Origin of the sequence: Pannonibacter sp. I15F10I1, assembly GCF_900185665.1 — a bacterium.
Classification (GTDB): Bacteria; Pseudomonadota; Alphaproteobacteria; order Rhizobiales; family Stappiaceae; genus Pannonibacter; species Pannonibacter indicus.
In genome coordinates, this window is the sequence record NZ_FYAN01000003.1 from 231,223 (window position 1) to 257,023 (window position 25,801).

General features: G+C 64.4%; 21 protein-coding genes. 6 read left to right on the forward strand and 15 right to left on the reverse strand.

What is annotated here, in order from left to right; translation table 11 throughout:
- Positions 1 to 17: 17 nt before the first annotated feature.
- The 3 genes from rpmI to IF10I1_RS02810 all read right to left on the reverse strand — a co-directional run bounded on the left by rpmI (position 18) and on the right by IF10I1_RS02810 (position 2,465).
- Positions 18 to 215 carry a 50S ribosomal protein L35 gene (rpmI, locus tag IF10I1_RS02800; RefSeq protein ID WP_019965302.1) on the reverse strand — a complete coding sequence of 66 codons (198 nt, stop codon included), beginning with the start codon at positions 213 to 215 and terminating at the stop codon, positions 18 to 20.
- Positions 216 to 524: 309 nt separating this feature from the next.
- On the reverse strand, positions 525 to 1,067 hold the full coding sequence (gene infC / locus IF10I1_RS02805) for a translation initiation factor IF-3 (RefSeq protein ID WP_026355866.1): 543 nt from the start codon (positions 1,065 to 1,067) through the stop codon (positions 525 to 527).
- 210 nt (positions 1,068 to 1,277) lie between these two features.
- Positions 1,278 to 2,465 (reverse strand): glycosyltransferase family 4 protein, encoded by a 1,188-nt coding sequence (locus IF10I1_RS02810; protein WP_186392364.1) that lies wholly within the window; start codon positions 2,463 to 2,465, stop codon positions 1,278 to 1,280.
- A 75-nt stretch (positions 2,466 to 2,540) separates the two neighbouring features.
- Here IF10I1_RS02810 and IF10I1_RS02815 point away from each other — a divergent pair, with 75 nt between their 5' ends.
- Positions 2,541 to 3,341 (forward strand): carboxylesterase, encoded by an 801-nt coding sequence (locus IF10I1_RS02815; RefSeq protein ID WP_186392363.1) that lies wholly within the window; start codon positions 2,541 to 2,543, stop codon positions 3,339 to 3,341.
- Positions 3,342 to 3,344: 3 nt separating this feature from the next.
- Here IF10I1_RS02815 and purU read toward each other — a convergent pair whose 3' ends face one another.
- The gene (gene purU / locus IF10I1_RS02820) at positions 3,345 to 4,196 is read right to left on the reverse strand and encodes a formyltetrahydrofolate deformylase (RefSeq protein ID WP_186392362.1); all 852 of its coding nucleotides are present in this window, start codon (positions 4,194 to 4,196) and stop codon (positions 3,345 to 3,347) included.
- A gap of 118 nt (positions 4,197 to 4,314) precedes the next feature.
- Positions 4,315 to 4,785, reverse strand: coding sequence for an Lrp/AsnC family transcriptional regulator (locus tag IF10I1_RS02825; RefSeq protein WP_186392361.1), 471 nt, complete (start codon positions 4,783 to 4,785; stop codon positions 4,315 to 4,317).
- Positions 4,786 to 4,899: 114 nt separating this feature from the next.
- On the opposite strand from IF10I1_RS02825, the gene IF10I1_RS02830 reads away from it, so the two are divergent.
- Complete coding sequence (locus IF10I1_RS02830; protein ID WP_186424350.1) at positions 4,900 to 7,284, forward strand: transketolase; 2,385 nt, start codon at positions 4,900 to 4,902, stop codon at positions 7,282 to 7,284.
- Positions 7,285 to 7,541: 257 nt separating this feature from the next.
- Here the strand turns inward: IF10I1_RS02830 and IF10I1_RS02835 are convergent, their stop codons facing one another.
- The 4 genes from IF10I1_RS02835 to IF10I1_RS02850 all read right to left on the reverse strand — a co-directional run bounded on the left by IF10I1_RS02835 (position 7,542) and on the right by IF10I1_RS02850 (position 13,425).
- On the reverse strand, positions 7,542 to 8,639 hold the full coding sequence (locus IF10I1_RS02835) for a L,D-transpeptidase family protein (protein ID WP_371328525.1): 1,098 nt from the start codon (positions 8,637 to 8,639) through the stop codon (positions 7,542 to 7,544).
- 160 nt (positions 8,640 to 8,799) lie between these two features.
- Positions 8,800 to 11,418, reverse strand: coding sequence for a cation-transporting P-type ATPase (locus IF10I1_RS02840; RefSeq protein WP_186392359.1), 2,619 nt, complete (start codon positions 11,416 to 11,418; stop codon positions 8,800 to 8,802).
- Positions 11,419 to 11,491: 73 nt separating this feature from the next.
- Positions 11,492 to 13,201 carry a cation:proton antiporter gene (locus IF10I1_RS02845; protein ID WP_050473852.1) on the reverse strand — a complete coding sequence of 570 codons (1,710 nt, stop codon included), beginning with the start codon at positions 13,199 to 13,201 and terminating at the stop codon, positions 11,492 to 11,494.
- Entirely contained in the window at positions 13,198 to 13,425 is a 228-nt protein-coding gene (locus IF10I1_RS02850; protein WP_050473851.1) for a helix-turn-helix domain-containing protein, read from the reverse strand. Before IF10I1_RS02850 ends, IF10I1_RS02845 begins: the two co-directional genes overlap by 4 nt.
- Before the next feature lie 136 nt (positions 13,426 to 13,561).
- Here IF10I1_RS02850 and IF10I1_RS02855 point away from each other — a divergent pair, with 136 nt between their 5' ends.
- The gene (locus IF10I1_RS02855; protein ID WP_208977116.1) at positions 13,562 to 14,422 is read left to right on the forward strand and encodes a universal stress protein; all 861 of its coding nucleotides are present in this window, start codon (positions 13,562 to 13,564) and stop codon (positions 14,420 to 14,422) included.
- Positions 14,423 to 14,508: 86 nt separating this feature from the next.
- Here the strand turns inward: IF10I1_RS02855 and IF10I1_RS02860 are convergent, their stop codons facing one another.
- A complete protein-coding gene (locus tag IF10I1_RS02860) occupies positions 14,509 to 15,039 on the reverse strand; it encodes an NUDIX domain-containing protein (protein ID WP_186392358.1) in 531 nt (176 codons plus the stop codon).
- A gap of 130 nt (positions 15,040 to 15,169) precedes the next feature.
- Between IF10I1_RS02860 and IF10I1_RS02865 the strand changes: the two genes are divergently transcribed.
- Positions 15,170 to 16,246, forward strand: a complete 1,077-nt coding sequence (locus IF10I1_RS02865; protein WP_050473849.1) for an NAD(P)-dependent alcohol dehydrogenase — start codon at positions 15,170 to 15,172, stop codon at positions 16,244 to 16,246.
- 111 nt (positions 16,247 to 16,357) lie between these two features.
- Here IF10I1_RS02865 and IF10I1_RS02870 read toward each other — a convergent pair whose 3' ends face one another.
- The 5 genes from IF10I1_RS02870 to IF10I1_RS02890 all read right to left on the reverse strand — a co-directional run bounded on the left by IF10I1_RS02870 (position 16,358) and on the right by IF10I1_RS02890 (position 24,026).
- Positions 16,358 to 18,538, reverse strand: coding sequence for a TRAP transporter fused permease subunit (locus IF10I1_RS02870; RefSeq protein ID WP_050473848.1), 2,181 nt, complete (start codon positions 18,536 to 18,538; stop codon positions 16,358 to 16,360).
- A gap of 142 nt (positions 18,539 to 18,680) precedes the next feature.
- Positions 18,681 to 19,658 carry a TAXI family TRAP transporter solute-binding subunit gene (locus IF10I1_RS02875; RefSeq protein WP_050473847.1) on the reverse strand — a complete coding sequence of 326 codons (978 nt, stop codon included), beginning with the start codon at positions 19,656 to 19,658 and terminating at the stop codon, positions 18,681 to 18,683.
- Positions 19,659 to 19,896: 238 nt separating this feature from the next.
- A complete protein-coding gene (locus tag IF10I1_RS02880) occupies positions 19,897 to 21,246 on the reverse strand; it encodes a sigma-54 dependent transcriptional regulator (protein WP_058898517.1) in 1,350 nt (449 codons plus the stop codon).
- Positions 21,243 to 23,105 (reverse strand): ATP-binding protein, encoded by a 1,863-nt coding sequence (locus IF10I1_RS02885; protein ID WP_186424351.1) that lies wholly within the window; start codon positions 23,103 to 23,105, stop codon positions 21,243 to 21,245. Before IF10I1_RS02885 ends, IF10I1_RS02880 begins: the two co-directional genes overlap by 4 nt.
- An 87-nt stretch (positions 23,106 to 23,192) precedes the next feature.
- Entirely contained in the window at positions 23,193 to 24,026 is an 834-nt protein-coding gene (locus IF10I1_RS02890) for an AraC family transcriptional regulator (protein WP_186424352.1), read from the reverse strand.
- Positions 24,027 to 24,134: 108 nt separating this feature from the next.
- Between IF10I1_RS02890 and IF10I1_RS02895 the strand changes: the two genes are divergently transcribed.
- Positions 24,135 to 25,394 carry a cytochrome P450 gene (locus tag IF10I1_RS02895; RefSeq protein WP_186424353.1) on the forward strand — a complete coding sequence of 420 codons (1,260 nt, stop codon included), beginning with the start codon at positions 24,135 to 24,137 and terminating at the stop codon, positions 25,392 to 25,394.
- A 29-nt stretch (positions 25,395 to 25,423) separates the two neighbouring features.
- The gene (locus IF10I1_RS02900) at positions 25,424 to 25,744 is read left to right on the forward strand and encodes a 2Fe-2S iron-sulfur cluster-binding protein (RefSeq protein WP_055455853.1); all 321 of its coding nucleotides are present in this window, start codon (positions 25,424 to 25,426) and stop codon (positions 25,742 to 25,744) included.
- Positions 25,745 to 25,801: the final 57 nt, after the last annotated feature.

Consider the following 25,801-nt stretch of genomic DNA (forward strand, 5'->3'; position numbering starts at 1 on the left):
TTGATTGTCAGGTGGCGTTAGGCGTTCGGCATGTACTGCTTCACGATCCGGGCGTCCTGCGGCGACAGCGTGGTGGTGCCACGTGCGTTGCGGACGAACTTGGCCGTGCGCTTGATCATACCATGACGCTTGCCAGCCTGACCGGTCTTGACCTTACCGGTCGCGGTCAGCTTGAAGCGCTTCTTGGCTCCAGACTTGGTCTTCAGCTTGGGCATTTTGCATCCTTTCATTGGCGCGGGCCAAAGCCCGCTCGTTTGTTGGTGCATCGAGAAGCCGCCACGGCATGCCCTGGTTCTCTTGGGACCCGCCTGCGCAGTCTGACTTGTTTCAGGAAAACAGGTCAGAAAACGGCAACAGGCAATTGGTCCACGGAGAGCCGGACGACTCTGGACCGGAGGCTTATAGGGACAGCCTGCCGCCTTTGCAACCGGATTCATGCGGGCACTGGATCACCTGCATCAAAAAAGCAAGGCGGCCACGGATTACTCCGCAGCCGCCGCACGAATCTTTTGCCGGAAAAAGGCTCAGCGCTGGATCGGCGACAGAACCATCACCATCTGGCGGCCTTCGAGGCGGGGCGAGGACTCGACCTTGGCGATTTCCGCCGTCTCGTCGCGCACCTGCATCAGCAGCTTCATGCCAAGATCCTGGTGAGCCATTTCACGGCCGCGGAACCGGAGCGTGACCTTCACCTTGTCGCCTTCAGAGAAGAAACGCATCATCGCCTTCATCTTCACTTCATAGTCATGAGTGTCGATGTTCGGACGCATCTTGATCTCCTTGATCTCGACGGTCTTCTGCTTCTTGCGCGTTTCAGCAGCCTTCTTCTGCGACTGATACTTGAACCGGCCGTAGTCAAGGATCTTGCATACGGGCGGCTGCGCATTCGGCTGAATCTCGACCAGGTCGAGACCGGCCTCCATCGCGATTTCGAGGGCTTCACCGGTCGGGACAATGCCGCGGTTCTGGCCTTCGTGATCAATCAGCTGGACTTCGCGAACGCGAATTTCGTCATTGGTGCGCGGGCCATCCTTCGTGGGAGGCGGGGCGCGGAACGGACGGCGAATGGTCGCTATCTCCTCTATCGTTGCAGCACGGTCGTTTGACTGTTCCCGCAAGGGCACAGAGCACCATTCCAGAACAGGAACAGAGCACCACTCCAATGCGCTTCAGCCCCGCGCGCTTGCGCCGGGGCCGCGGCCACATCCAGTGTGGCAGGAACGGACAAAGCATTGGCCGAAGCGCAGAGAAAGTCAACCTTTCTTGCAAGCCGGCGATCATTCTGCCCTGCGGCCAAGCAGCCCGGCATAAGCTTCAAGCGTGGAAGCGCACATGGCTTCCACCGTGAAGTGCCGCGCCACATGCCCCTGCGCCCGCTCCACCAGCGCCGCCCTGGCATCAGGGGCAAGCGCCAGAACGCCGGCAATGGCACCGGCCAGCGCGGCGGCATCCCCCGGCGGCACGCGCCAGCCGGTGCGCGCTTCTTCCGGCACTTCCGGCGGGGCCAGCACCGTTTCCGGCACGGCGCCCAGATCCGACACGATCACCGGCACACGGGCCGCCTGCGCCTCCACCGCCGCCCGGCCGAAGGCCTCGGGTTCAATAGACGCCACCACGGAGAGTGAGGAGAGAGAAAGTGCGGCGGGCACATCGGCACAGTGCCCCACCAGCCGCACGTCGCCTTCCAGACCGGCTGCGGCGATCTGCGCCTTCAGTTCGGCCAGATAGCCGCTGCGGCCCTGATCATCCCCGGCAATGATGGCAAGCGGCAGAGCTGCTCCCGTTGCCTTCAGCTCCGCCATGGCAGCAATCAGCACCTTCTGCCCCTTCCAGCCGGTCAGCCGGGCCAGCTGCAAAAGAATGGGCCGGGACCCGTCCACGCCCCAGGCCTCCACCAGCGCCACACGCCGCTCAGGCGTCACCGCCCCGGGCGCCAGCGCGGCGATGTCCGAGCCCCGGTAGATGACCGTGATCTTGCCGCGCGCAAATTCATGACGGGCGGCAATGAGATCTGCCGTGTAGCGGGAATTGGCGATGACACAGTCGCCCCGCGCCATCACGGAATTATACCAGGACTTCAGCGCGCCCTTCTGCTTGTAGATGCCGTGATAGGTGGTGACGAAAGGAAGCTTGAGGCTCCGCGCCGCCATCAGCGCCGACCAGGCCGGCGCCCGGCTGCGGGCATGGATGAGCGAAATACTCTCCGCCTGCGCCACCTGCTTCAGCCGCCGTGCATTGGCCAGAATGGTCAGCGGGTTCTTGGACTTCACCGGCAGGATGATGTGCTTGGCGCCAAGGGCCTCCAGCTCCGGCACCAGCCGCCCGCCTTCGCTGACGACAACCGCCCGCCAGCCCTTCGCCACCAGCGCGGCAGCCACATCCACCGTGGTGCGCTCGGCCCCGCCGGTGTTGAGATCCGGGACGACCTGAAGCACGGCCGGGCGGGTGGTGGTGTCGCTCTTCACAGGCAGGGCCCTTCAATTTGCCGCCCGCCTGTGCCACACCGGCCCGCAGCAGGACTGTTACAGCGGAGCCTTACATTGGATCAGGACGGCCTTCAATTCCTCACCCTCGGCCATGGCGCGGATGAACGGCGGATCGCGGTGAAGACGGAGCCGGGCAGACAGCCCGGCCTGTTCTGGCTCTCCGGCTTCAAATCCCACATGAACGGCTCCAAGGCCGAGGCGCTGGCGGCCCATGCGACGGCGCGCGGGCAGGCGGTGACGCGCATGGATTACTCCGGCCACGGCCTGTCGGGCGGCGCTTTCGAAGAGGGCACCATCTCGCGCTGGCTGGAAGAAGCACTCGCCGTGTTTGACCGCTGCACCAGCGGCCCGCAGGTTCTCATCGGCTCGTCCATGGGCGGCTGGCTGGCGCTGCGGCTGACACAGGAGCATCGCAAAGCCGCACTGACCGCCGGGCAGCCGAGCCGCATTCGCGGCCTCGTGCTCATTGCTCCGGCCACGGACTTCACCGAGGAACTCATCTGGAAGATGCGGCTGGATGAGGAGGGCCGGGAGCGGCTGATGCGCGATGGGCGGATAGAGCGCCCCTCAGCCTATGGAGACGGGCCTTACGCCATCACCCGCCAACTGATCGAGGATGGCCGCAATCACCTGCTGCTGGACAAGCGCCTCGCCACAGGCTGCCCGGTCACCATCCTGCAGGGGCGCGAGGACCCGGACGTGCCCTGGCAGCATGCGAGCCGCCTTCTGGAGGCGCTGGCGGAAGATGATGTCACCTTCACTCTGATCCCCGATGGCGATCACCGCCTGTCCCGCCCGCAGGATGTGGACTTGCTCCTGCAGGCGGTGGACCGGCTTTCCGGCTTGAAGGCCTGAAGTTCAGCGGTTGAAGACGATGGTCTTGTTGCCGACGATGATCACCCGGTTTTCCAGGTGGAACTTTACGGCACGGGCCAGCACCCGCGCCTCGATGTCGCGGCCGCGGGCCGTGAAATCATTGGCCGACAACGAGTGGTTCACCCGCTCCGCGTCCTGCTCGATGATCGGGCCTTCGTCGAGATCGGCGGTCACGTAATGAGCCGTCGCACCAATCATCTTCACGCCGCGCTCATGCGCCTGATGATAGGGCCGCGCGCCCTTGAAGCTCGGCAGGAACGAGTGGTGGATGTTGATCACCTTGCCGAACAGCCGCTTGGACAGGGTGTCGGACAGGATCTGCATGTAGCGGGCCAGCACCACCAGATCGGCACCGGTCTCCTTCACCAGCGCCAGCAGCTTGTCTTCCTGCTCGGCCTTGTTGGCCTTGGTCACCGGCCAGTAGTGGAACGGAATGCCCTCGTGGGTGGCGGTGCGGGCGCTGTCCTCATGGTTGGAGACAATGGCGACGACCTCCGCATCCATCCAGCCGACGCGGATCTGATAGAGAAGATGCAACAGCGCATGGTCGAACTTCGAGACCATGATGATCATCTTCTTGCGGCGCGACATGTCGGTGAGTTCGGTCTTCAGGTCGAAGCGGTTCACCACGGGCGAGATGGCATTGGCAATCGCATCGCGGGTGGTCTCATCCGGCACGATGAATTCGATCCGCATGAAGAAGCGGTTGGTCACCCGGTCCCAGAACTGATCGCTCTCGGCGATATTGGCGCCAAGATCAGCCAGCTCGGTGGTGATGGCGGCCACGATTCCCGGACGGTCTTCGCAGGACAGGGTCAGGACAAAGGACTTCATTTTGAGGACCAATCTTGTTTTCCAGTCAGTGGGCGAGCGTTGTAGATCAATTCGGCGGAAAGTGCAGCGCGCTTTTCGAACCGCCGCCCGAAATCGATGCAGCTTCGGGAGGCAGGCGTCACGGTGTGCGGCTGATGCCGGATTTGACGCGGCGCAGGGGGATGGAGCTTTCGATGCTGGAGACGCAGGCAAGCTTTGTCAGGCGGCCGGTGAGAAACGCCTCGAATCCGGCCAGTCCATCCGTCACCACCCGCAGCAGATAGTCCCGGTTGCCCGTCATCAGCCAGCAATCCAGCACTTCGGGGAAGGCGCGCACCGCCTCCTCGAACTGGGCCAGCGCCTGATCCACCTGCCGGTCAAGCTTCACCGACACGAAGACGGAAACGGAAAAGCCCAGCGCCGCCTCGTCGATGAGGGCGGCATAGCCGGTGATGATGCCCGCCGCCTCCAGCTGGCGCACGCGCCTTGCCACAGGCGTGGGGCTCAGCCCCACCCGCTCGCTCAACTCCTGCACGGTCAGGCGGCCATTGGCGCCCAGCTCCCGCAGGATACGGACATCAAATTCATCAATTCTGGCTGTTTCCACCACTCAAATTCCAAAATTGGAGAAAACCGGCAAAACACTGAACCTGAAAGGCGGAAATAGCAAGGACACACTCCCCCGCTTCATCCCATGATGGGATGCCGGAAGGAGAGAACAACCATGTCCCATCAGCATCTCAAGACCATCGAGCAGCGCCTGCTCTGGCTGTCGCATTGGATGATCCACAACGCCAACCATCTGCGGCCCAAGGCGGATGGCATCAAGATCGGCGGCCATCAGGCTTCGTCAGCCTCGATGGTGTCGATCATGACGGCGCTCTATTTCTCGGCCCTGCGGCCGGAAGACAGAGTGGCGGTGAAGCCCCATGCCGGGCCGGTGTTCCATGCGATGCACTACCTGATGGGCAACATCGCCCGCGAGAAGCTGGAGAATTTCCGCGGTTATGGCGGGGGGCAGAGCTATCCGAGCCGCACCAAGGACGTGGATGACGTGGATTTCTCCACCGGCTCCGTCGGCCTTGGCGTTGCCATCACCTCCTTCGCCTCCATCGTGCAGGACTATATCTCCGGCAAGCCCTGGGGCAAGGATCTGCGCCAGGGCCGCATGATCGCGCTGATGGGCGATGCGGAGGTGGACGAAGGCAATGTGCACGAGTGCCTGCAGGAAGGCTGGAAGCACGACCTGCGCAATGTCTGGTGGATCATCGACTATAACCGCCAGTCCCTCGACGGCGTGGTGCATGAGGGCCTGTGGGCCCGCATCGAGAAGATCTTCGAGGCCTTCGGCTGGGATGTGGTGAAGGTGAAATATGGCGTGCTGCAGCGTGCCGCCTTTGCCGAGCCGGGCGGCGAGCGCCTGCGCGCCTGGATCGACGCCTGTCCGAACCAGCTTTACTCCGCCCTCACCTTCAGCGGCGGCGCCGTCTGGCGCCAGCGGCTGATGGATGATCTGGGCGATCAGGGCGATGTTTCCGCGCTCATCGGCCGGCGCAGCGACGCAGACCTCGCCGCGCTGATGGAAAACCTCGGCGGCAACTGCGTCGAGACCATGGCGCAGACCTTCGCCGGCATCACCCATGACCGGCCGGTCTGCTTCCTCGCCTATACGGTGAAGGGCTGGGGCACGCCGATTGCCGGGCACAAGGACAACCACGGCGGCCTGATGACCAAGGCGCAGATGCAGGACTGGCAGGCCCATATGGGTGTGCCGGAAGGGCAGGAATGGGAGCCTCTTGCCGGTGTAGAGGACCGGGCCGGGCTGCAGGCCTTCCTGAAATCCGTGCCCTTCTTCGCCGCTGGCCGCCGCCGTCACAGCAGTGACAGGGTCAGCGTCCCTGCCCTGCCCGCCCCGTCCGGCGAACGCGAGACCTCCACCCAGATGGCCTTCAGCCGCATTCTGGATGACATCGGCCGCCAGCAGAGCGATCTGGCGGAGCGTATCGTCACCCTGTCGCCGGATGTGACCGGCACCACCGGCCTCGGCCCCTGGGTCAACCGGCGCAAACTCTGGGCGCGAAACGCCCGGGCCGATCTCTTCCGCGCCCAGAACATTCCTTCCACCGCGAAGTGGGACTTTGCCCCGGAAGGCCAGCATATCGAGCTGGGCATTGCCGAGATGAACCTCTTCCTGCAACTCGCCGCCGCAGGGCTTGCCTCGCCCCTCTTCGGCAAGCGGCTGCTGCCGGTCGGCACGGTCTACGATCCCTTCGTCTGCCGTGGTCTCGATGCCTTGAACTATGCCTGCTATCAGGATGCCCGCTTCCTCATCGCCGGAACGCCCTCAGGGGTGACGCTTGCCCCCGAAGGCGGCGCGCATCAGTCGATCAACACCCCGCTGATCGGCATGTCGCAGGACGGGCTGGCCGCCTTCGAGCCTGCCTTTGCCGCCGAGCTGGCGCTGATCATGGGCTGGGCCTTCGATTATATGCAGCGCGAGGGTGACGCGACGCCGGACCCGGTGAACCTGCTGCCGGATGCCAAAGGCGGTGCGGTCTATCTGCGCCTGACCACCCGGCCCATCGAACAGGCCGCCCTTCCGGCGGGGGAAGGCTTCGCCGGCGATGTCATCAACGGCGCCTACTGGCTGCGCCCGCCGGGGCCGAACTGCGAGGTGGTGATTGCCTATCAGGGCGCCGTGGCGCCGGAAGCCATTGCCGCTGCCGGCTATATCGGCGAAGGCCGCCGCGATGTGGCGGTGCTGGCGGTCACCTCCGCCGGACGCCTGCATGCGGGCTGGACGGCGGCCCAGCGTCTGCGCCGCAAGGACGAACTGCCGCCCTTCGGCCCGGCAAGCCATGCAGAGCGCCTGCTGTGGAACCTGCCGCGCCATTGCAAGCTCGTCACGGTGATCGACGGCCACCCGGCCACGCTCTCCTGGCTCGGCAGTGTCTGCGGCCACCAGTCGCTGGCACTCGGTGTGGAGCATTTCGGCCAGACCGGCACCATCGGCGATCTCTACCGCCACTTCGGCATCGACACGGCCTCGATCGTTGCCGCCGTCTCCAGCCTCACCGCCGGCCGCCAGCTGCGGCAGGTTCCAGCGTAAAACAACAACGGGGAGCCAAGGCTCCCCGGCTGCCTTTTTGACAGACCCTCACCCCTCGTTCGTCATACCGGACGCAGCGAAGCGGAGATCCGGTACCGGTGAGCCACGGACCATCAGCTATGTTCCTCGGGGACAAACATCACGCACCCCGGCTCACCGGTCCCGGCTCGCGCTCCGCTTGGCCGGGAAGACGGTGGAGGGGTGTGCGGCAGATTGACGGGGAGCCAGGGCTCCCCGTTCGTACATTCGGATTTCGCTCAGTCCTTGCTCACGTGCCGGTCTTCCGGCTCCACAAGCATCTTGAAGGGGTCGGCCAGCGCGGCTTCCGGGCGGCTGACCGGATAGGCGCGGCTCGAGGTGCGGGCGGCCAACTGTTCCGGCCCGTCACGGCGCAGCAGCGCGCGGAAGCTCGGGTGCATGCCGCCGTCCACATAGGACACCACGTGGTCGCGGCGGCTTGAGGCAATCGCCTCGTCCACCTTCAGCTTTTCCGCGTCCAGCTGGGCCACCAGTTCCGGTTCCGGCGGAACGGCCACCTCCGGGCACGGCGCCAGCGGATTGCGCGGCGTGCCATCCTTGAACTCGGTGTTGAAGACATAGCGCCTGCCGCAGGCGGCCACCTTCGGCTGCTGCTTCGTCAGTTCGAAGCTGTCATAGCCTTCCTTGAGCGTCCGCCAGAACGGCATTTCCGGATCGGACCGGTGCAGCGCCATATTCTCTGCCGTCATGCGGAAAGGAAAGGCCTGCACCTGGAACGCGGCCTGACCGGAGGCCAGCGCCTTGGCCACGATGGCATAAATCTCACCCGCCGCCTGATCGGTCATCGCATAGCAGCCCGACGAGGAACAGGCGCCATGCACCATGAGCGCATCGCCCGTGTAGCCCAGTGCCGATTCCAGCCGGTTCGGATAACCGAGATTGAAGGAGACGTAATACTGCGACTGCGGGTTCAGCATCCCCGCCGACACATGATAGAAGCCCTCGGGCGCCTGACGGTCTCCTTGCTTGCGCTTCGGCCCCAGCTTCCCGGACCAGCGGCACATGGGATAGGTCTTGAACAGGGCATAACGCCCGGTCTTGTCCACCTTCCACACCTCCAGCTCGCTCTCCTGCTTGAAGATGCGGACCAGCACCGGACTTTCCGGCTTCATGTCCTTCTTCGCCATTTCGGAGATCGTGGCGCTGGAAAGGCGCGGCGCATTGCGTGACAGGTTTTCGTAGTCCGACCCGGCACAGCCGGCGAGGGCAAGCGCCATGACGCCCGCAAGGATGAGCCTGCGCAAGGGCCGCAGACCCTGTCTCGAACGGCCTTGGGGTTGGATGGATGTGCCGGGCAGATGGAACAGCGAACTCATTCTGGCAGTATCTTCAGCTTCCGGTCCTGAGCCCCCCGGAGCGGGTGGTTGCATGGATATGCGTCAAGATCAACCGAAGTTATTACCGGTGCGTTAAGGATACGAACACGTTCAGGTGAGCGGCGGGCTGGCGCAGCAAACCCGCCGCTGCACGGGCCGGTCAAGCCTTACCCGGCCTGACCTTCAACCCAAGGCGGATCTGCTTTTCGATCTCCGCCAGGGCAAAGAAAACCACCCCGGCCCCGACGATCAGAAGCCCGTCCAGGAAAGGCACGGCCTCAGTCCCCAGCAGCATCTGCAAGGGTGGCAGATAGGTGACGGCGAATTGCGCGGCGGTGACCGCCAGAACCACCGTCCAGACCACCTTCGTCCCTTTCACCGCCGCCCATGTGAGGGAGGTGCCGTAGATGTTGCGGATGAAGAAGAGGTGGAAAATCTCGAGCACGACAACGGTGTTGACCGAGATGGTCTGCGCCAGTTCCAGCGAATAGCCGCGCGCCAGCGCATAGTTGAACATGCCGAAAACGGTTGCAACGAAAAGGCTGCCGACCAGCACGATGTGCCAGACCAGATCCCCCGTCAGCAGCGGCGCATCACGGCGGCGCGGCGGGCGCGCCATTGTGCCGGTCTCCGAGGGTTCAAAGGCGAGCGCCAGCCCCAGCGTCACGCTGCTGACCAGATTGATCCACAGCACCTGCACGGCCGTGATCGGCAGGGCAAGGCCGAGAAACAGTGCCAGAATGATCGGCAGGGCCTGACCGGCATTGGTCGGCAGCGTCCAGCTGATCACCTTCTTCAGATTGTCCCACACCGTGCGCCCTTCGCGTACAGCGGCGGCGATAGAGGCGAAATTGTCGTCGGCAAGCACGAGATCGGCGGCTTCCTTGGCCGCTTCCGAGCCCTTCAGCCCCATGGCAATGCCCGCATCGGCACGCTTCAGGGCCGGGGCATCATTCACCCCGTCTCCCGTCATGGCCACGGACAGGCCCCGCGCCTGCAGGGCCGCAACCAGCCGCAGCTTGTGCTCGGGGCTGGTGCGGGCGAAGACATCGCAATCCACCACTTCCATGGCAAGCTGAGGGTCATCCAGCCTGTCGAGATCCGCGCCGGTGAGCACCCGGTGCGGATTTTCAAGGCCGATCTGCCGGGCGATGGCCGCCGCCGTTCCGGCGTGGTCACCGGTGATCATCTTCACCCGGATTCCGGCCGTCCGGCATTCGGCCACGGCCTCGATCGCCTCCGGACGCGGCGGATCGATAAGCCCGGCCAGGCCCAGGAACGTCAGGCTTCCGTCAAGGCTGTTCCGGTCGATTTCCTGACCCGTCTCGTGCCGCATGGCAAGGGCCAGAACACGCAAGCCCCGTTTTGCCATGGCTTCGGCCCGGTCATGCCAATGCGGCAGGTCAATCCCGTGGCACATGCGCAGCACCCGCTCCGGCGCTCCCTTCACATGGGTGACGCGCTCGCCGCCGGCCTCCGCCAGGACCGCCATATAGCGGTGGCGGCTGTCGAACGGGATGACATCCAGCCGCTCGGCATTGATCTCGCCCGCAGCCTTGCCCGCCAGCGCAAGCAGCGCCCCTTCCATCGGATCGCCCTCCACGATCCAGTGCCCGGCCTTGCAGGCAAGGGCCGCATCGTTGCAAAGCGCCGCCGTCCGGGCGAGATGCGAGAGATCTCCGCGCGGCTGGATCGCCCCGGAGGGGGCATAGCCGTCGCCTTCCACCTCGAACACGCCGTCCGGTGTCTCGACGCAGACAACCGCCATCTCGTTGCGGGTCAGGGTTCCGGTCTTGTCGGTGCAGATCACCGAGACCGAGCCGATGGCCTCGATGGCCGGAAGGCGGCGGATGATGGCATGGCGCTGCGCCATGGCCCTGACGCCGATGGCCAGCGTGATGGTGGTGACGGCAGGCAGGCCTTCCGGAATGGCGGCCACAGCCACGCCGACAACCGCCATGAACAGGGATGCAAAAGGATGGCCGCCGAGGAAATACCCCCAGGCCAGCAGGATCGCGGCGGCCAGAACGATCAGCAGCGAGAGCCAGCGGGCAAAGTGATCCATCTGCTCCACGAGCGGCGTCTTCAAGGTCTCCACGCCGGACAGAAGCCCGCCGATGCGGCCGATTTCCGTATGCGTACCCGTTGCCACCACGAGGCCGCGCCCGGAACCTTGCGTCACCAGCGTGCCGGACCAGAGCATGGACCGCCGGTCCCCCAGCGGTGCATTCTCCGCCACCGGGGCGGCGGTCTTGTCCGTGGGAACCGATTCGCCGGTCAGGATGGCTTCCTGCGCGCTCAGCCCATGGGCCTGCAGCAGCCGCAGATCCGCAGGCACCTTGTCCCCGGCCTCCAGCAGCACGACATCGCCCGGCACCAGCGCCGTGCCATCGACCGAAACGCGCTGCCCGCCGCGCAGGACAGCCGCCCGCGGCGCCAGCATGCTGCGGATGGCGGCCATCGCCGCCTCCGCCTTGCCTTCCTGCAGGAAGCCGATCATGGCATTGCCCGCGACCACTGCCAGAATGACGGCGGTGTCGATCCAGTGCTGCAGCAGGGCCGTCACCACAGCCGCCCCCAGCAGCACATAGATCAGCACATTGCGGAACTGGGAGAGGAAACGGACAAGCGCGCTGCGCCTGGCAGCTTCCGGCAGGCGGTTGGGGCCGTGGGTTTCCAGGCGGCTGGCCGCCTCTTCCGGGGACAGCCCCCCGGGGCCTGCGGACAATTGATCAAGGCAGGCCTGTGCGGTCTGGCTGTGCGGAGAGGTCAGGGTCATGCAGTCTCTGGCTCCTTCGTCATCAGATGTCAGAGGGCCTTGCCCCCATGCGATTCTCTTTTCAGATCCTTTCTCAGGCCGTGGCGCGGCCTTCCGAGGCAATTTCAGGGATCTCGGTCCGCTCCTCCTCCTCGGCACCGCACAGCAGCTCTGCCGCCCGGTCCGCCGCATCCTGGAACGGCTCCAGCACCAGATTGACGCCCGAACCGGACAGGACGCCCGTGTCATGGGCGGTATGAGAGGCCGCCGCAATGCGCCCGGTAAAGCCAGCCGCCCGCGTCAGCTGGATCAATGTCCGGCGGGCATCCTCATGGCTGATGCCGGCCGGGTGGATCGGCACCGTGGAGACAATCCAGACCGCCTCACGCAATGGCAGTTCGGCGACGAATTCCGGATCGGTCGCATCCCCGAATTCCGCGGCAAGGCCCAGTTCCTTCCAGCGCTGCACGGCCTGCGGATTGAAATCGATGCCCAGCACCCGGATGCCCCGCCGCTGCAGCCGCATGCCGATGGCCGTGCCGAAGCGCCCGAGGCCGAAGAGAATGATCTGGAACCGCCCCTTGGGCAGAGCCGCCGTCTCCCCTGCCTCCCGGTGAGCATTGCGCCGCTCGAACAGGCCGAGCCAGGGCTCGCACAGGGCATAGAGCTGATGGGAATAGGTGATCATGTAGGTCGAGGCGGCGATGGTGACGAGGCCAACCATGGTCACCAGCCCCAGCGCCTCGTCCGGCACATGGCCCAGCGTCACGCCCATGGCAATGAAGATCAGCGAGAATTCGCTGATCTGCGCCACCGTCAGGCCGGCCAGAAAGCCGGTGCGCTTGCGGTAGCCGAGTGCCCCCATGATCGCCAGAACGATCAGCGGATTGCCGATGAGCACGAACAGGGAGAACACCACGGCCCCGGTCACATGGCTGCCGAGCTGCGACAGATCCAGCGTGGCACCGAGCGCAATGAAGAAGAAGAGCAGCAGGAAATCGCGCAGCGGCCCGAGCCGGGCTGCAATGGTTTCCCGGTAGGCGGTGGAGGCCAGCGCCACACCGGCCAGCAGGCCGCCCACTTCCTTGCCAAGGCCGATCTGATCGCCGATGGCTGCAAACATGGCCGCCAGCGCAAGCGCGAAGATCACCAGCAGCTCCGGCACCCGGGCCAGCCATGCGGTGAGCGGATTGGCAAGATAGCGCACGAACAATGCCACCGCTGCCACCATGGCAAGCCCAGCGCCCATGATGGTGACGATGGAGCCATCCCCATGCCCGCCTTCTCCGGCAGCACCGATGCCGATGGCCGACAGCACGATCATGGCAAAGACCACGAACAGATCCTGCACGATGAGGAAACCAAGGGCGATCTGGCCATGCAACGCATCGATCTCGCGCTTGTCGGACAGCAGCTTGACGATGATGATGGTGGAGGAGAACGTCAGGGCCACCGCCACATAGAGGCTGGTGACATGACCAAGGCCCAGCGCAAGCCCGATCAGATAGCCGAAGAAGGCGGTGAAGAGCACCTGCCCCAGGCCGGTCATGACCGAAACAAGGCCAAGGGACCGGACGAGCTTCACATCCAGCTTGATGCCGACGAGGAACAAGAGAACCGCAATGCCGAGTTCGGACAGCAGCTTGATCTGCTCCCCGGAGTGAACGACATCCAGTGCCGATGGCCCGGCGACCAGCCCGACAGCAATGAAGCTGACGATCAACGGCTGGCGCAGCAGCGTGCCGGCAAGGCCGACGGCGGCAGCCAGCACAAGAAGCAGCGAGACTTCGGTGAAAACGCTCATTCGCTTTGCCCCTCCGCATGCGGCGTTTCAGACGGTCCGCAGGTCCTTGGCACGGTTTCATGGCGGCGCAGGAACTCGGCCAGATCCGCATCCGCGATCCGCCAGCCCTTGCCGATATCGATGGCCCTGAGTTCTCCGGCCTTGATCCAGTGCCGGACCGTGGCTTCGGCAATCTTCAGGCGGTCAGCGACCTCCCGGACGGTCTGATAGGTTTCGCAAGGCATCCTGACTGTCCCTGACTTCAGTTCGGTGAAGCATAGCGGCGTTTGACATCGTTTGATTGAGATGGATCAATTCAGAAGCTGCCAATGCGTGCTCGTATGATGGAAAGACGACCTGAACAGCCAAGGGAGACAGCCCGTGCTTCAGCGGATCATGCTGGCGACAGATTTTTCCGAACGGTCCGACCGGGCGCTGCGCCGCGCCGTGCTGCTGGCCCGGGCCCATGGCGCGGCCCTGGATCTGGTCCACGTGGTTGATGACGACCGGCCGCGGCGGATCGTGGACCGGGAATTGTCCGACACACGCAGTCTTCTCATGGACCTTGCCCAGTCCCTGCGGGCGGCCGATGGCATCGCCTGCACGGTTGATACGGTTCTGGCTGATCCGTTTTCCGGCATCGTGCAGGCAGCGGAACAGCGGCGGCCGGACCTGCTGGTGCTCGGCCCTCACCGCCGGCAGGTCCTGCGTGATGCCTTCGCCGGCACCACGGCAGAACGCACGATCCGCACCACAAATTGCCCGGTTCTGATGGTCAACGGCCCTCCGGCCGCCCCCTGGCGCCATGCGCTGCTGACCACGGACCTGACGGACCAGTCCCGCGCAGCGCTTTCCCGCTTTGTCTCACTTGGCCTCACCGCAACACCGGCCAGCGTGCTGCATGTGTTTGATGTGCCGGCCCTCCGGCTAACCATGTCCGGCACGCTGCACAAGGAAGACCGGGATCTCTACCTGTCGGATCAGGCAAGCGCCGCCCGCAGCCGCCTTGCCGCCTTCGTCCAGGGGATCAGCGGCCTGCAGGCAGGGCTGATGGTCCGGCACGATGAAACCACCCAGGCGCATGAAATCCTGCAGGCGGCAGATGAGGCGGGGGCTGATCTCATTGTCATGGCCAACCACGGCAAGGGCATGCTGGCACGGATGATCCTTGGCAGCGTCACGGCCAAGGTGCTGCAATCCGCCCCGGTGGACGTCCTCATCTTCCCCGCCAGCCCGGACTGACACCGTTTCCCGATGAGCCTGTCTCATCGGAAAACGGTAGGGCCCGTGCAGAGCCTGAGCCATTTCAAGGCGTGATGCATCAGCATCTAAAGCCTTGGCATAAGGCCGCCCTCTTCAAACTCCTGATAGGTCTGCGGGCTGGTGAGGACGGCCCAGACATAGGGCACGATCTGGTCCCGCACGGCCTGAAGGTCAAACATGCCGATTTCGGAAATCTTGTCAGGCTCGCAGATCTGCAAGGCATCGGGCATGTGCTCCGCCTTGAAGAAATAATCGATATAGATCCGGTCCGGCAGGCGGCGGTGCAGCACCTTGGCAAAGGACACATCGCCGGGCGCAAGCCTCACGCCGATTTCCTCCGCGGCCTCGCGCAGCAGGGCTTCCAGCGGGGCTTCGGGCGACTCCACGTGACCCGCCACAAGGCTCAGGAAGCCGGGATAATAAGCACTGCCCGCACGCCGGATCATCAGGTGCCTGCCGTCTTTCTCATGGATGAGATGGGTGGAAACCTGTGTCTTCATCGGGCCTGCCTTCCCTGTCCGCAGACGCTGCTTGTAGCGCAGCATCAGCCAGGCGGCGAGCCTTTCCGGACCGGTCCACAGAGCGTGAAGCGCCACCGTGAAACGTCAGGGTTTCAACCAAGGTGATCGGGAAGCCGCCAGGCGGCAGGATGGTTTGCCGGACGTCCGGGACCTGCCCGGCAGGCCTGTTCCGGCTGACCTGCATTGGGGGCAGAAGGAGGACACAATGGCACAGATGATGAAGGCAGCGATCTTCGCCGGACCCAACCGCATCGTTCTTGATGAAAAGCCGGTGCCAGATGTGGGGCCGCTGGACGCGCTGATCCGCATCACCACCACGACGATCTGCGGCACGGACGTGCATATTCTCAAGGGTGAATACCCGGTGGAACGGGGGCTGACCATCGGGCATGAGCCGGTCGGCATCATCGAGAAGCTAGGCTCCGCCGTGAAGGGCTACCAGGAAGGACAGCGGGTGATTGCCGGCGCGATCACCCCCAGCGGCCACAGCGCGGCCTGCCTGTGCGGCTGCATGTCCCAGGATGGCGCCGGCACGAAACATGGCTTCAAGGCCATGGGCGGCTGGCGCTTCGGCAACACGATTGATGGCGCTCAGGCCGAATATCTGCTGGTCCCCGACGCGATGGTCAATCTGGCGCCCATCCCCGACGGGTTGACGGACGAGCAGGTTCTGATGTGCCCGGACATCATGTCCACCGGCTTCTCCGGGGCGGAAAGCGGCGCCATCAAGATCGGCGACACGGTGGCGGTGTTTGCGCAAGGCCCCATCGGCCTGTGCGCCACGGCAGGTGCGCGGCTGATGGGCGCAACGACCATCATCGGGGTGGAATCCGTCCCTGCCCGCATGGAAATCTCCCGCCGCATGGGCGCGGACCACATCGTCGACTTCAGCAAGGGCGACCCGGTGGACGAAATCATGCGGCTGACGGATGGGCGCGGCGTGGATGTTGCCATCGAGGCCCTCGGCCGGCAGGAGACCTTTGAAGCCGCGCTGCGGGTGCTGCGCCCCGGCGGGACCCTCTCCTCGCTCGGCGTCTATTCCAGCGACCTCACCATCCCGCTCGGGCCCTTCCTCGCCGGACTTGGAGATCACAAGCTGGTCACCTCCCTGTGCCCCGGCGGCAAGGAGCGCATGCGCCGGCTGATGGATGTCATTGCCTCCGGCCGCCTCGACACCAGCTCACTGGTGACGCACCGGTTCAAGCTGGATGACATTGAAGCGGCCTATGACCTCTTCGCCAATCAGCGCGACGGCGTTCTGAAAATCGCCATCACGCCCTGAAAATCGCCATTCCGGCGCTATGGCGCATAAAGAAGAAGCGGCGCCATCGGATGGATGGCGCCGCTTGCATTTGGCCTGTTCTCCATGAGCCAGGCTCATGGAGAGTTCGTATCAGTCCGAGCCGCGGGCGAGCATGCCCGGCGTGACGAAGCGCTTCTGATAGGCAAGCAGCGCCACACCGATGGCAAGGCCGGCGAGATCGGAGATCAGGCCGCCCTGGATCATGCACAGGGCGCCGATCAGCAGCACCACGCGCAGGACAGAGGCGAGTTTGCCGAAGTACCAGCCCTGCACCGCCGCCGCGAGCATGTAGATGCCGATGCTGGCCGTGACGAAGACATGCAGGACTTCCATCCAGGTGCCCTGCATCAGCAGGGCCTGCGAATAGAAGAACATGAAGGGCACGACGAAAGCGGCAAGACCGATCTTGAAGCTTTCGACCGACGTCTTCATCGGATCCGACCCCGACAAGGCCGCCCCCGCATAGGCGGCAAGCGCCACCGGCGGTGTGATGGCAGACATGACCGCGAAGTAGAACACGAAGAAATGCGCCGTCAGCACCGGGATGCCGAGATTGACGAGGCCCGGAGCCACGACAGCGGCGGCGACCGCATAGGCAGCCGTCGTCGGCATGCCCATGCCCAGCACGATGGAAATGCACATGGCAAAGAACAGCGCCAGAAGCTGGTTCTGTTCGGCAATGCCAAGCAGCAGGCTGGAGAAGCGGGCGCCGACACCGGTGAGCGCGATCACGCCGACGATGATACCGGCGCAGGCACACACCGCCACCAGCTGGATCGACATGCGCGCCGCCAGATCAAAGGCCTTGGCGAGAAGGCGCGGCCCCATCCGGTGCGGCGTCAGCCAGCTGACAACGGCTGCGGCCATCATCGACACCGTACCGGCACGGATCACCGAATAGCCGGCAAACAGCGTGTAGATCAGCATGATGATCGGGATGAAGAGATAGACCTGCTTCAGCAGTTCCTTGAAGACCGGCAGCTCTTCCTTGGGAAGGCCCTTCATGCCCATCTTCGTCGCCTGAAGATCGACCATGAAGTAAACCGAGGCGAAATAGAGCACCGAGGGGATGATCGCCGCAATGACGATATCCGTGTAGGGGATGCCCGTCACTTCGGCCATGATGAAGGCGCCGGCACCCATGATCGGCGGCATGATCTGTCCGCCGGAAGAGGCAGCCGCTTCCACGGCAGCCGAGGTCTTGGCCGGATAGCCGACCTTCTTCATCAGCGGGATGGTGAGCGAGCCGGTCGACACAACGTTGCCGGCCGATGTGCCGTTGATCATGCCCATCAGGCCCGAGGCCAGAACCGCCACCTTGGCCGGTCCGCCACGGGCGCGGCCTGCCGCTGCAAAGGCGAAGTTGACGAAATAATCGCCCACTTTGGAGGCCTGCAGGAAGGCGGCGAAGGTGATGAACAGGATGATGTAGGTGGAGGACACCGCCACCGGATCGCTCAGGATGCCCTGATCGGTGAAGATGTAGGTGAAGAAACGCCGTGCCTCATATCCGCGATGGTTGAGGAAACCGGGCAGATAGGGGCCTGCGAAGGAATAGAGGATGAAGATCGAGGCAATCGCCACCAGGGCAAGGCCCGCCACGCGCCGTGTCACTTCCAGAATGAGAATGACGCCGACGAGAGCTGCATAATAATCCGCGGGCTGCGCCATGGCCGTTCCGGCGCGCAGGCGGATCGGCCCGACGTTGAAGAGGATGTAGCCCAGAACCGCGATGGACGCGATGCCGAGGGCATAATCCGCCCAGCCGATACGGGCACGGTCCCGGTTCGGCAGGAACCAGGCCCCGGCCAGAGCCGCAAGCGTGCCAACCAGAAGCGGCAGACCGAAATTGGCGAAAACGAACGCCGGCGGACGTGGAATGCCGGCAAGCCAGTAGCCGCCCCAGGCATAGGCCACCATGGCAAATCCATAACCGATGCCGCCGACACCCACGGCCATGAACAGCCAGTCGAGCGGATTGCGCCGCGCACCGGCGGGCGCCGTATGCGGCAGCTGCACGGCGGAATAGATCAGGAACCCGAGCAGCAGCCCGCCGCAGACGTGGATCAGGCGGTAGGTCCAGGTCTCCAGCGGGTAGAGGTTCATGACCCCGATGTGAAAGGCCGTATAGGCAATGCAGAGAACCGTGATTGTCAGGTTGATCCAGCTGCCATGCAGGCGCTGGTTGCTGGCAACCGGTTCTTCATCGACATTCTGGGCCAGAATCGGCCCGCTGCCCTTGGGCGCTGAGGCGTTGTCAGCTTGTGTCATGGTGTTCGTCCCGAATGGATACCGGATCATTCACGAAAAATGGCGGCAGCCGGCAGCTGCCGCCCTCCGGAGTTTGGCCACCCGGCACGAGGGCCGGGGGCTCATCTCAGGGCTTGATGCATCAGCATCTATAGCCTTGGTCTTACTGACCCTTCAGGGCATCGGGAATGGTGATGCCCTTTTCTTCATAGTAGCGCACGGCGCCCGGATGGAACGGCAGGAACGAGTTCTTGTCGATGTTCTCTGCGATCGTCTCGGCTGCGGTGGCGTGGATCTGCACCATGCGGTCGTTGTTTTCCATCACCAGCTTGGTGATTTCATAGGCCAGCGTTTCCGGCATTTCGGCATTGGCAACGGCGAAGTTCCACAGGCTGACGGTGCCCTGCGGGTCCGGGAAGCCCTGATAGAGGCCGCCGGGGACTTCGAAGGCAGCCAGTTCCGGCATGGCTTCGAGGATCTTCGTCTGCTCGTCTTCACTGAAGCCGAAGATGTTGACCGGGTTTTCAGCTGCAATCTGGGCGAAGGCGGAGATCGGAACGCCGGCTGCGAAAGCGAAGGCGTCGATCAGGCCGTCCTTGACCTGGCTGGTCGCATCATTGGCGCCGGAATAGGAAATCACCGGCTTCACGCCGACGGTTTCAAAGTAGCGGGGCCAGTAGGTTGCGGCCGTACCGCCAGCCGGACCGACCGACACGCGCTTGCCGTCAAGATCAGCCACCTTCGTGATGCCCGACGACTTCAGCGCAACAACCTGGAACGGCGTCTGATACATCGGGAACAGGGCGCGCAGGCTCTTGTGCTCGACACCCGGTGCCAGTTCGCTTTCACCCATCCAGGCCTGATAGGCCGGGCCCATGGTGACGAGGCCCATCAGATGGTCGCCCGTTTCCACCAGCGTGGCGTTCTGCACCGGTCCGCCGGTCACTTCAGCCGAAGAATTGACGCCAAGCTTCTCGGTGATCAGGCCGGCAAGACCCGTGCCGTAGATGAAATAAGTGCCACCCTGGCTTGCCGTTCCAATGGTCATGCTGCCGGGCCAGCCGGTCTTGTCCTGAGCAACGGCCGGGGCAGCAACGCAAAGCGCCATGGCACCAGCCATGGCAATCATCAGCTTCTTCATGGAATCCTCCCAACGGTCTTCCGGTATGGTCCGCCCGGCGCCTCCTCTGGGCCGGACTTGACCGGACCTAAGCGCCTGCCGGGACGCATGGCAACGCCGGGAGGTCCTCCAGATGGCTGGATTCTTTCATTTTCCGTTAAGGGATGGGAGGAATCCGTAACATTGCCCAGTTGGCATGTGTGGAATTCCACACATGCGCAGATCATCCGGCCCATCTGAACAGAACTGAAGCCTTGCCCTACTCGCGGGCATCCAGAGCAAGACTCTTGTCGAGCCCGTATTTCTGCATCTTTTCGTAAAGCGTCTTGCGCGAGATGCCGAGCTGTTCGTAGACCGGCTTCAAAGCCCCGCCATGAGCCGTGATGGCATTGGCAATGAGCTGCCGCTCATAGGCGGCCACCTTGTCGGCCAGCCGGGTCGAGGGCGCATCCTGAGCCCCGGCGCTGTCCAGTCCGGTCTCCAGCCCCAGCACCAGCCGGTCCGCCGCATTGCGCAGCTCGCGCACATTGCCCGGCCAGTCACGCTCGGCGATTTCCGACAGGACCTCCGGCGCCACTTCCAGATCCTCGCGGCCATAGCGTGCACAGGCCTCCCGCACCAGATGCAGGAACAGGAGCGGAATATCCGCCCGCCGCTGCGCCAAGGACGGAACACGGATGGTCGCCACATTCAGCCGGTAGAACAGGTCGGCGCGGAACCGCCCGGCCGCCACTTCCGCCGCCAGATCCACCTTGCTGGTCGCCAGAAACCGCAGGTCCAGCGGCACGGCCTCGTTGGAGCCGAGCCGGGTGATCGTGCGCTCCTGCAGCACCCTGAGAAACTTGGCCTGCAAGTCCACCGGCATGGAGCCGATTTCATCCAGCAGGATTGTGCCGCCCCGCGCATGCTCGAACTTGCCGTATCGCGCGCGCAGCGCCCCGGGAAAGGCTCCCGCCTCATGGCCGAACAGCTCGCTCTCGATCAGCGTTTCCGGTAGCGCCGCGCAGTTGATGGCAATGAACGGCCCCTTGGCGCGGGCGCTGATGTCATGCAGACTGCGGGCGACGACTTCCTTGCCCGCCCCCGTCTCGCCAATGATCAGCGCATCCGCATCGCTGGCGCCGATGGCCCGTAACCGGTAGCGCAGGTCGACCATCACCGGGGTACGGCCCGGCAGGCGCGTCTCGACATCGTCGCGCTTGCCCGCAACGGCCCTGAGGCGGCGGTTCTCCAGCACCAATGCCCGCCGGTCCAGCGCATGGCGCGCCACACCCGCAAGCGCCTGGGTGGTGAAAGGCTTCTCGATGAAGTCATAAGCCCCTTCGCGCATGGCCTTCACGGCCAGCTGCACGTCGCCGTGGCCGGTCACCAGGATCACCGGGATCTCGTGATCCAGCTCCCGGATCCGTTGCAGCAGCGTCATACCGTCCATGCCCGGCATGCGTATGTCGCTGACCACGATCCCGTCGAAGCCGAAGCCGGTGCGTGCCAGCACTTCTTCTGCGGAGGAGAATGTCTTGACCTGCAGCCCGTAGAGCTCCAGCGCCTGACTGGTGGAGAGGCGCAGATCCTCCTCATCATCAACAAGCAGCACCATGCCGGAGTTCATACGGCCACCTCTTGCAAAGTCCCGGCGCCCGCTTCCACCTGCGCCTGCATAAGCCCGATACGGAACAGCGCCCCGCCCCCCGGCCTTGGCAGAACGGCGAGACTGCCACCGAAGTCCTTGATGATGTTATAGGAAATCGAAAGGCCCAGACCAAGCCCCTTGCCGACACCCTTGGTGGTGAAAAAGGGATCGAAAATGCGCTCGATGATTGCCGGCGGCACACCGGGCCCCCGGTCGCCGATTTCTATGATGATATGGCTCCCCTCCTCGCGGGCGCTGAGCATGATCTCCCGGTCCTCCAGCTCCTCGACCGCATCACAGGCATTGGTCAGGATGTTGACGAGCACCTGCTGCAGGCGCACCGGACCACCGCGCACCGGCGGAAGGCCCGCTGGAATGCTGGCATTCACGGTTGCACCGGCCGAAGTCAGCCGTGCCGAGACAATCTCCAGAGTATCACGGACAGCATCCTCGATCCGCACCGCCCCAAGCCGTTCGTTCGGCTTGCGGGCAAAATTGCGCAGATGCCGTGAGATCGACGCCATGCGGTCGATGAGCTTGGAAATGCGGCCGAGATTGTCCTGCGCCTCCGCGATGCGGTTCCGCTCGATCAGCAGGGCGGCACTGTCTGCATAGGTCTTGGCGGCAGCCAGCGGCTGGTTGAACTCATGCGACAAGGCGGCCGACATCTGGCCGAGCCCGGCGAGCTTGCCGGCCTGGATCAGATCCGCCTGGGTCTGGCGCAGCTGCAGGTTCACCCTTGCAAGATCGGCCGTGCGCTCCCCCCCCCGCCGCTCCAGTTCCGCCTGAGCCTCGATCTGCATGAACATGCGCTCCTGCAGCCGGGCGCGGCGCTGGATGACGGCGGAGCCCCCGAGCACGGACAGGCAGAGGAACAGGAGGATGGCAACAAGGCTGGTGCGCGCCTGGGTGTGGATCGAAGCGGTATCGAGCAGCACCTTCACCGTCCAGTCGGCTCCGGGCATGTAATGCTCGAGCATCAGGTATTCACGGCTGCCGCCAGTCTGGCTGCCGCTTTGGCTGCCAGACTGGCTGATGGTCATCAGATCATGGCCGGCAAAACTGCTGCGTGCCACCGGCAGTTCCCGCAGGATGGCGTCGGAATAGCGGCGGGATTCTTCTGTGCGGCTCAACCGCTCCTGGGTCAGCGGCAGCACCGAGGCATAGAGCCATTCGGGATTGCCGGTCATGAAGATGATGCCTTCCGGATCCGAAACGAGGATCTTGTATTCGCCGCCCTGCCAGGAGCTTTCGATGCCTTCGATATCGACCTTGAAGACGATGACCCCGCGGATTTCTCCCGAGACCCGGACCGGTGCCGAAAAGTAATAGCCGCGCTTGGCCGAAGTGGTGCCAAGGGCATAGAAGCGCGCCGGCCGCCCGGCTGCGGCCTCTTGAAAGTAGGGGCGGTAGCTGAAATTCTCGCCGACGAAACTCGCCGGCCCGTCAAAATTGCTGGCGGCAATCGTCGTTCCGTCCGTTGTCATGACATAGATGTCGGAGGATTCCAGCAGCGCGTTGATGTCCTTGAGATACTGGTTTGCCAGCTGGCGCAGGCCGGGATTGTCCGGATCCATCAGCAGATCCTTCATGTCCTGATGATCGGCGATCAGGGTTGGCAGCGGCTCATAGCGGCTGAGATGGCCGCTGAGCGCTGCGACCGCCAGACGCAAGGCACTGACGGCCTGCAGCGAGGCTTCCTGCATGAAATGCCGTGTCAGGGTCCTGTCGCCGATCGTCACAAGCGCCAGGGCCGAAAGCCCCAGCAGCACGATCAGCGCCGCAATCATCCGCCGCGCTGCAATGATGCGTCTTTCAGGAGATATTGCATCCGCCATCAGGTCAGGTCCTCTTCGGGCAGAAGATACCGTGGCAGGCCGAGGTTTCCAATGGCAAGCCAAAGCCAGGGCCCCAGCTGCCGCCCGTCAGAAACCGGCCCCCTTGCGGAACCGCGCAGGCGGAAGCCCGGTGAGGCGGCGGAAGTCGCGGGAGAAATGATAAGGGTCGGCATAGCCGCAGGTGGCGGCAACCTCAGCCACGGTTCCGGAACTTTCCGTCAGTGCCCGCTTGGCGGCCGTGATGCGCTCATGGCGCAGGAAATCCATCGGCGACGTGCCCGTGGCCGCCCGGAAGGCCCGGAAAAGCTGGGAAGGGCTGAGCCCTGTCAGCGCCGCCAGATCCCCGATCCGCCAGGGATGGGAAAGACTGGCGCGCAGGCGCTCCATCAGCGCGGCGATACGGGGATCCTGCGTGCGCCCTTCATCCGCCGGGCGCCCGGCCGCCAGCTGCGAGACGATGAGCGCCACTTGCGCATTCACCAGGGCATCCACCGCAGGCCCGCCCTGCTGTGCCAGCCGCAGCACAGCCGCAAAGGCAGCTTCCATGTCCCTGCAGGCCTCAGGCAGAAACAGCGGCTGGCGCGGCACATCCAGCACCCGGTGCAGCGCATCAAGCCCCGCACCGCGCAGACCCATCCAGTAATAGCGCCAGCGGCCCTCCCCCGCCGCGCCATGGGCATAAGGCCTTGATGTGTCGAGCCAGGCCACCATGCCCGGCAGGACCGCGTGCGTGGCACCGCCCGTCTCGATCCAGCCCTGCCCTTGCGTGGCGATGAGCAGCACGTGATCGCGGTAGCGCTTGCGCGTCGGCTCGGCGCCGGGCAGCGCCAGCCCGTGACCGGCCGCCTGCAGCGCATAGGGCAGCACCGCCGCCAGCGCACCGGGGGTGTGAAAGGCAATCTCTTCACGCTCGTCCATCATGCCCCGACGATGCGGGGCCTTGCGAGTTTTGTCCAGCTTTTGCGTTGATCCTGCATTTCCGCCCGGATTTTCTGAAGCTATCTTCCGCCCCTTGAGGGAGATTTTGTCATGTCAGGTTCCGCAGCCGGCGCAGCGCCGTCACAGGGTGAGTTTGTCTTTGCGCCGCTGGAGCCTGCCTTTGCGGCGGATCCCTATGCCGCCTATGCGCAGCTGCGGGCGCGCGAGGGGCTGACATGGTTCCCCGATTTCAAGATCCATCTCGCCTCCCGCTTCGAGGATGTGTCGGCCATCGTCATGGACAAGCGCATGGTGCGCTCGCTGGACGGGCTGGCAAGCCCCGAAGAGATTGCTGCGGAGAAACGCGCCGGAAACTGGCACGACATGCCCCACCATTCCCGCTTCGTGCAGTTCAGCCTGCTGGACAGCGACGGCGAGGTGCATGACCGGCTGCGCAAGGCCGTGTTCCGCCTGTTCACCCCGGCCATGATCGCAAGGCTGCGCGACAGCATCCAATCCTACGTGGACGGGCTGGTGGACCGCCTGCTGGAACAGCGGGACATTGACTTCGTGGAAGATCTGGCGGCGCAGGTGCCCGGCCACATCATCGGGCGGCTGCTCGGCGTGCCGGATGAGGATTGCCCGCAGCTGCGCATCTGGTCCGAGAATATCGTCCAGTTCTTCGATATCGACCGGTCGGACACCCGCAAGCAGCTGGCCGAAACCGCGACCACCGAGTTCTACACCTATCTCACCGCGCTGAAGGCCGAGCGGCAGAAGGCCCCGCGTGAGGACCTGATTTCCGAGTTAATCCGCGCCGAAGCCTCGGGACAGTTCACCGAGGACGAGTTCATCTCCACCTGCATGCTGATCCTCATGGCCGGACATGGCTCCACCATCGACGTGCTGGGTTCAGGCATGCACTGCCTGTTCCGCTTTCCGGACGAGCGGGAGAAGCTGAAGGCCGATCCCGGCCTGCTGCCCACTGCCGTGCAGGAGATGTTCCGCTTCGAATCGCCCCTGCCCTTCTTCCACCGCTATGCCACGGAGGACGTGACCATCGCCGGCACCGCCTATCCACGCGGAACGAAATTCGGCCTGCTCTATGGCGCGGCCAACCGCGACCCGGCGGCCTTTGCCGATGCGGACCGGTTTGACGCGGGCCGCAAGCCCAACCGGCATCTGGCCTTTGGCGGCGGCGCGCATTTCTGCCTGGGCAACCATCTGGCACGGCTGGACATGGAAATCATCTTCGCCACCCTGCTGCGCCGCTGCGCAAGGCTGGAGCTGGCGGAAGACCAGGTGGACTACAAACGCGGCCTTTCCGTGCGCGGGCCCAAGCGCCTCAACCTGCATCTGGCTCCTGCCTGAACCTTCAGCTTCCAACCGGACACGCCCCCATGCCCCGTATCATCTTCCAGTCCGCCGATGGCACCCGCACCGAAGTGGAGGCCGCAAGCGGCCAGAGCCTGATGAGTGCCGCCGTTGCCCATGGCATCGAGGAAATCGCCGCCGAATGCGGCGGTGCCTGCGCCTGCGGCACCTGCCATTGCTACATCCCCGAGGGACAGGGCATCGCCCTGCCGGAGGCGGAAGAGATGGAACTGGCGATGATCGAATGCGTCATCGACCCCCGCCCGCAAAGCCGCCTCACCTGTCAGGTCACCGTCAGCGAGGCCATGGACGGCTTGGTGGTGGAGCTTCCAGCAAGCCAGCACTGAAGCTGGAACTGTTGCTTGGCTGGCCATCCTCAAGAGCCCACCTCTCGTGGCGAAGGT

What these genes read in the sequence shown, in the direction of transcription:
- rpmI (WP_019965302.1), bottom strand. Translation starts at nt 215, where the DNA reads ATGCCCAAGCTGAAGACCAAGTCTGGAGCCAAGAAGCGCTTCAAGCTG.
- purU (WP_186392362.1), bottom strand. Translation starts at nt 4,196, where the DNA reads ATGAAGTCCTTTGTCCTGACCCTGTCCTGCGAAGACCGTCCGGGAATC.
- IF10I1_RS02830 (WP_186424350.1), top strand. Translation starts at nt 4,900, where the DNA reads ATGTCCCATCAGCATCTCAAGACCATCGAGCAGCGCCTGCTCTGGCTG.
- IF10I1_RS02835 (WP_371328525.1), bottom strand. Translation starts at nt 8,639, where the DNA reads ATGAGTTCGCTGTTCCATCTGCCCGGCACATCCATCCAACCCCAAGGC.
- IF10I1_RS02840 (WP_186392359.1), bottom strand. Translation starts at nt 11,418, where the DNA reads ATGACCCTGACCTCTCCGCACAGCCAGACCGCACAGGCCTGCCTTGAT.
- IF10I1_RS02845 (WP_050473852.1), bottom strand. Translation starts at nt 13,201, where the DNA reads ATGAGCGTTTTCACCGAAGTCTCGCTGCTTCTTGTGCTGGCTGCCGCC.
- IF10I1_RS02850 (WP_050473851.1), bottom strand. Translation starts at nt 13,425, where the DNA reads ATGCCTTGCGAAACCTATCAGACCGTCCGGGAGGTCGCTGACCGCCTG.
- IF10I1_RS02865 (WP_050473849.1), top strand. Translation starts at nt 15,170, where the DNA reads ATGGCACAGATGATGAAGGCAGCGATCTTCGCCGGACCCAACCGCATC.
- IF10I1_RS02870 (WP_050473848.1), bottom strand. Translation starts at nt 18,538, where the DNA reads ATGACACAAGCTGACAACGCCTCAGCGCCCAAGGGCAGCGGGCCGATT.
- IF10I1_RS02875 (WP_050473847.1), bottom strand. Translation starts at nt 19,658, where the DNA reads ATGAAGAAGCTGATGATTGCCATGGCTGGTGCCATGGCGCTTTGCGTT.
- IF10I1_RS02880 (WP_058898517.1), bottom strand. Translation starts at nt 21,246, where the DNA reads ATGAACTCCGGCATGGTGCTGCTTGTTGATGATGAGGAGGATCTGCGC.
- IF10I1_RS02885 (WP_186424351.1), bottom strand. Translation starts at nt 23,105, where the DNA reads ATGGCGGATGCAATATCTCCTGAAAGACGCATCATTGCAGCGCGGCGG.
- IF10I1_RS02890 (WP_186424352.1), bottom strand. Translation starts at nt 24,026, where the DNA reads ATGATGGACGAGCGTGAAGAGATTGCCTTTCACACCCCCGGTGCGCTG.
- IF10I1_RS02895 (WP_186424353.1), top strand. Translation starts at nt 24,135, where the DNA reads ATGTCAGGTTCCGCAGCCGGCGCAGCGCCGTCACAGGGTGAGTTTGTC.
- IF10I1_RS02900 (WP_055455853.1), top strand. Translation starts at nt 25,424, where the DNA reads ATGCCCCGTATCATCTTCCAGTCCGCCGATGGCACCCGCACCGAAGTG.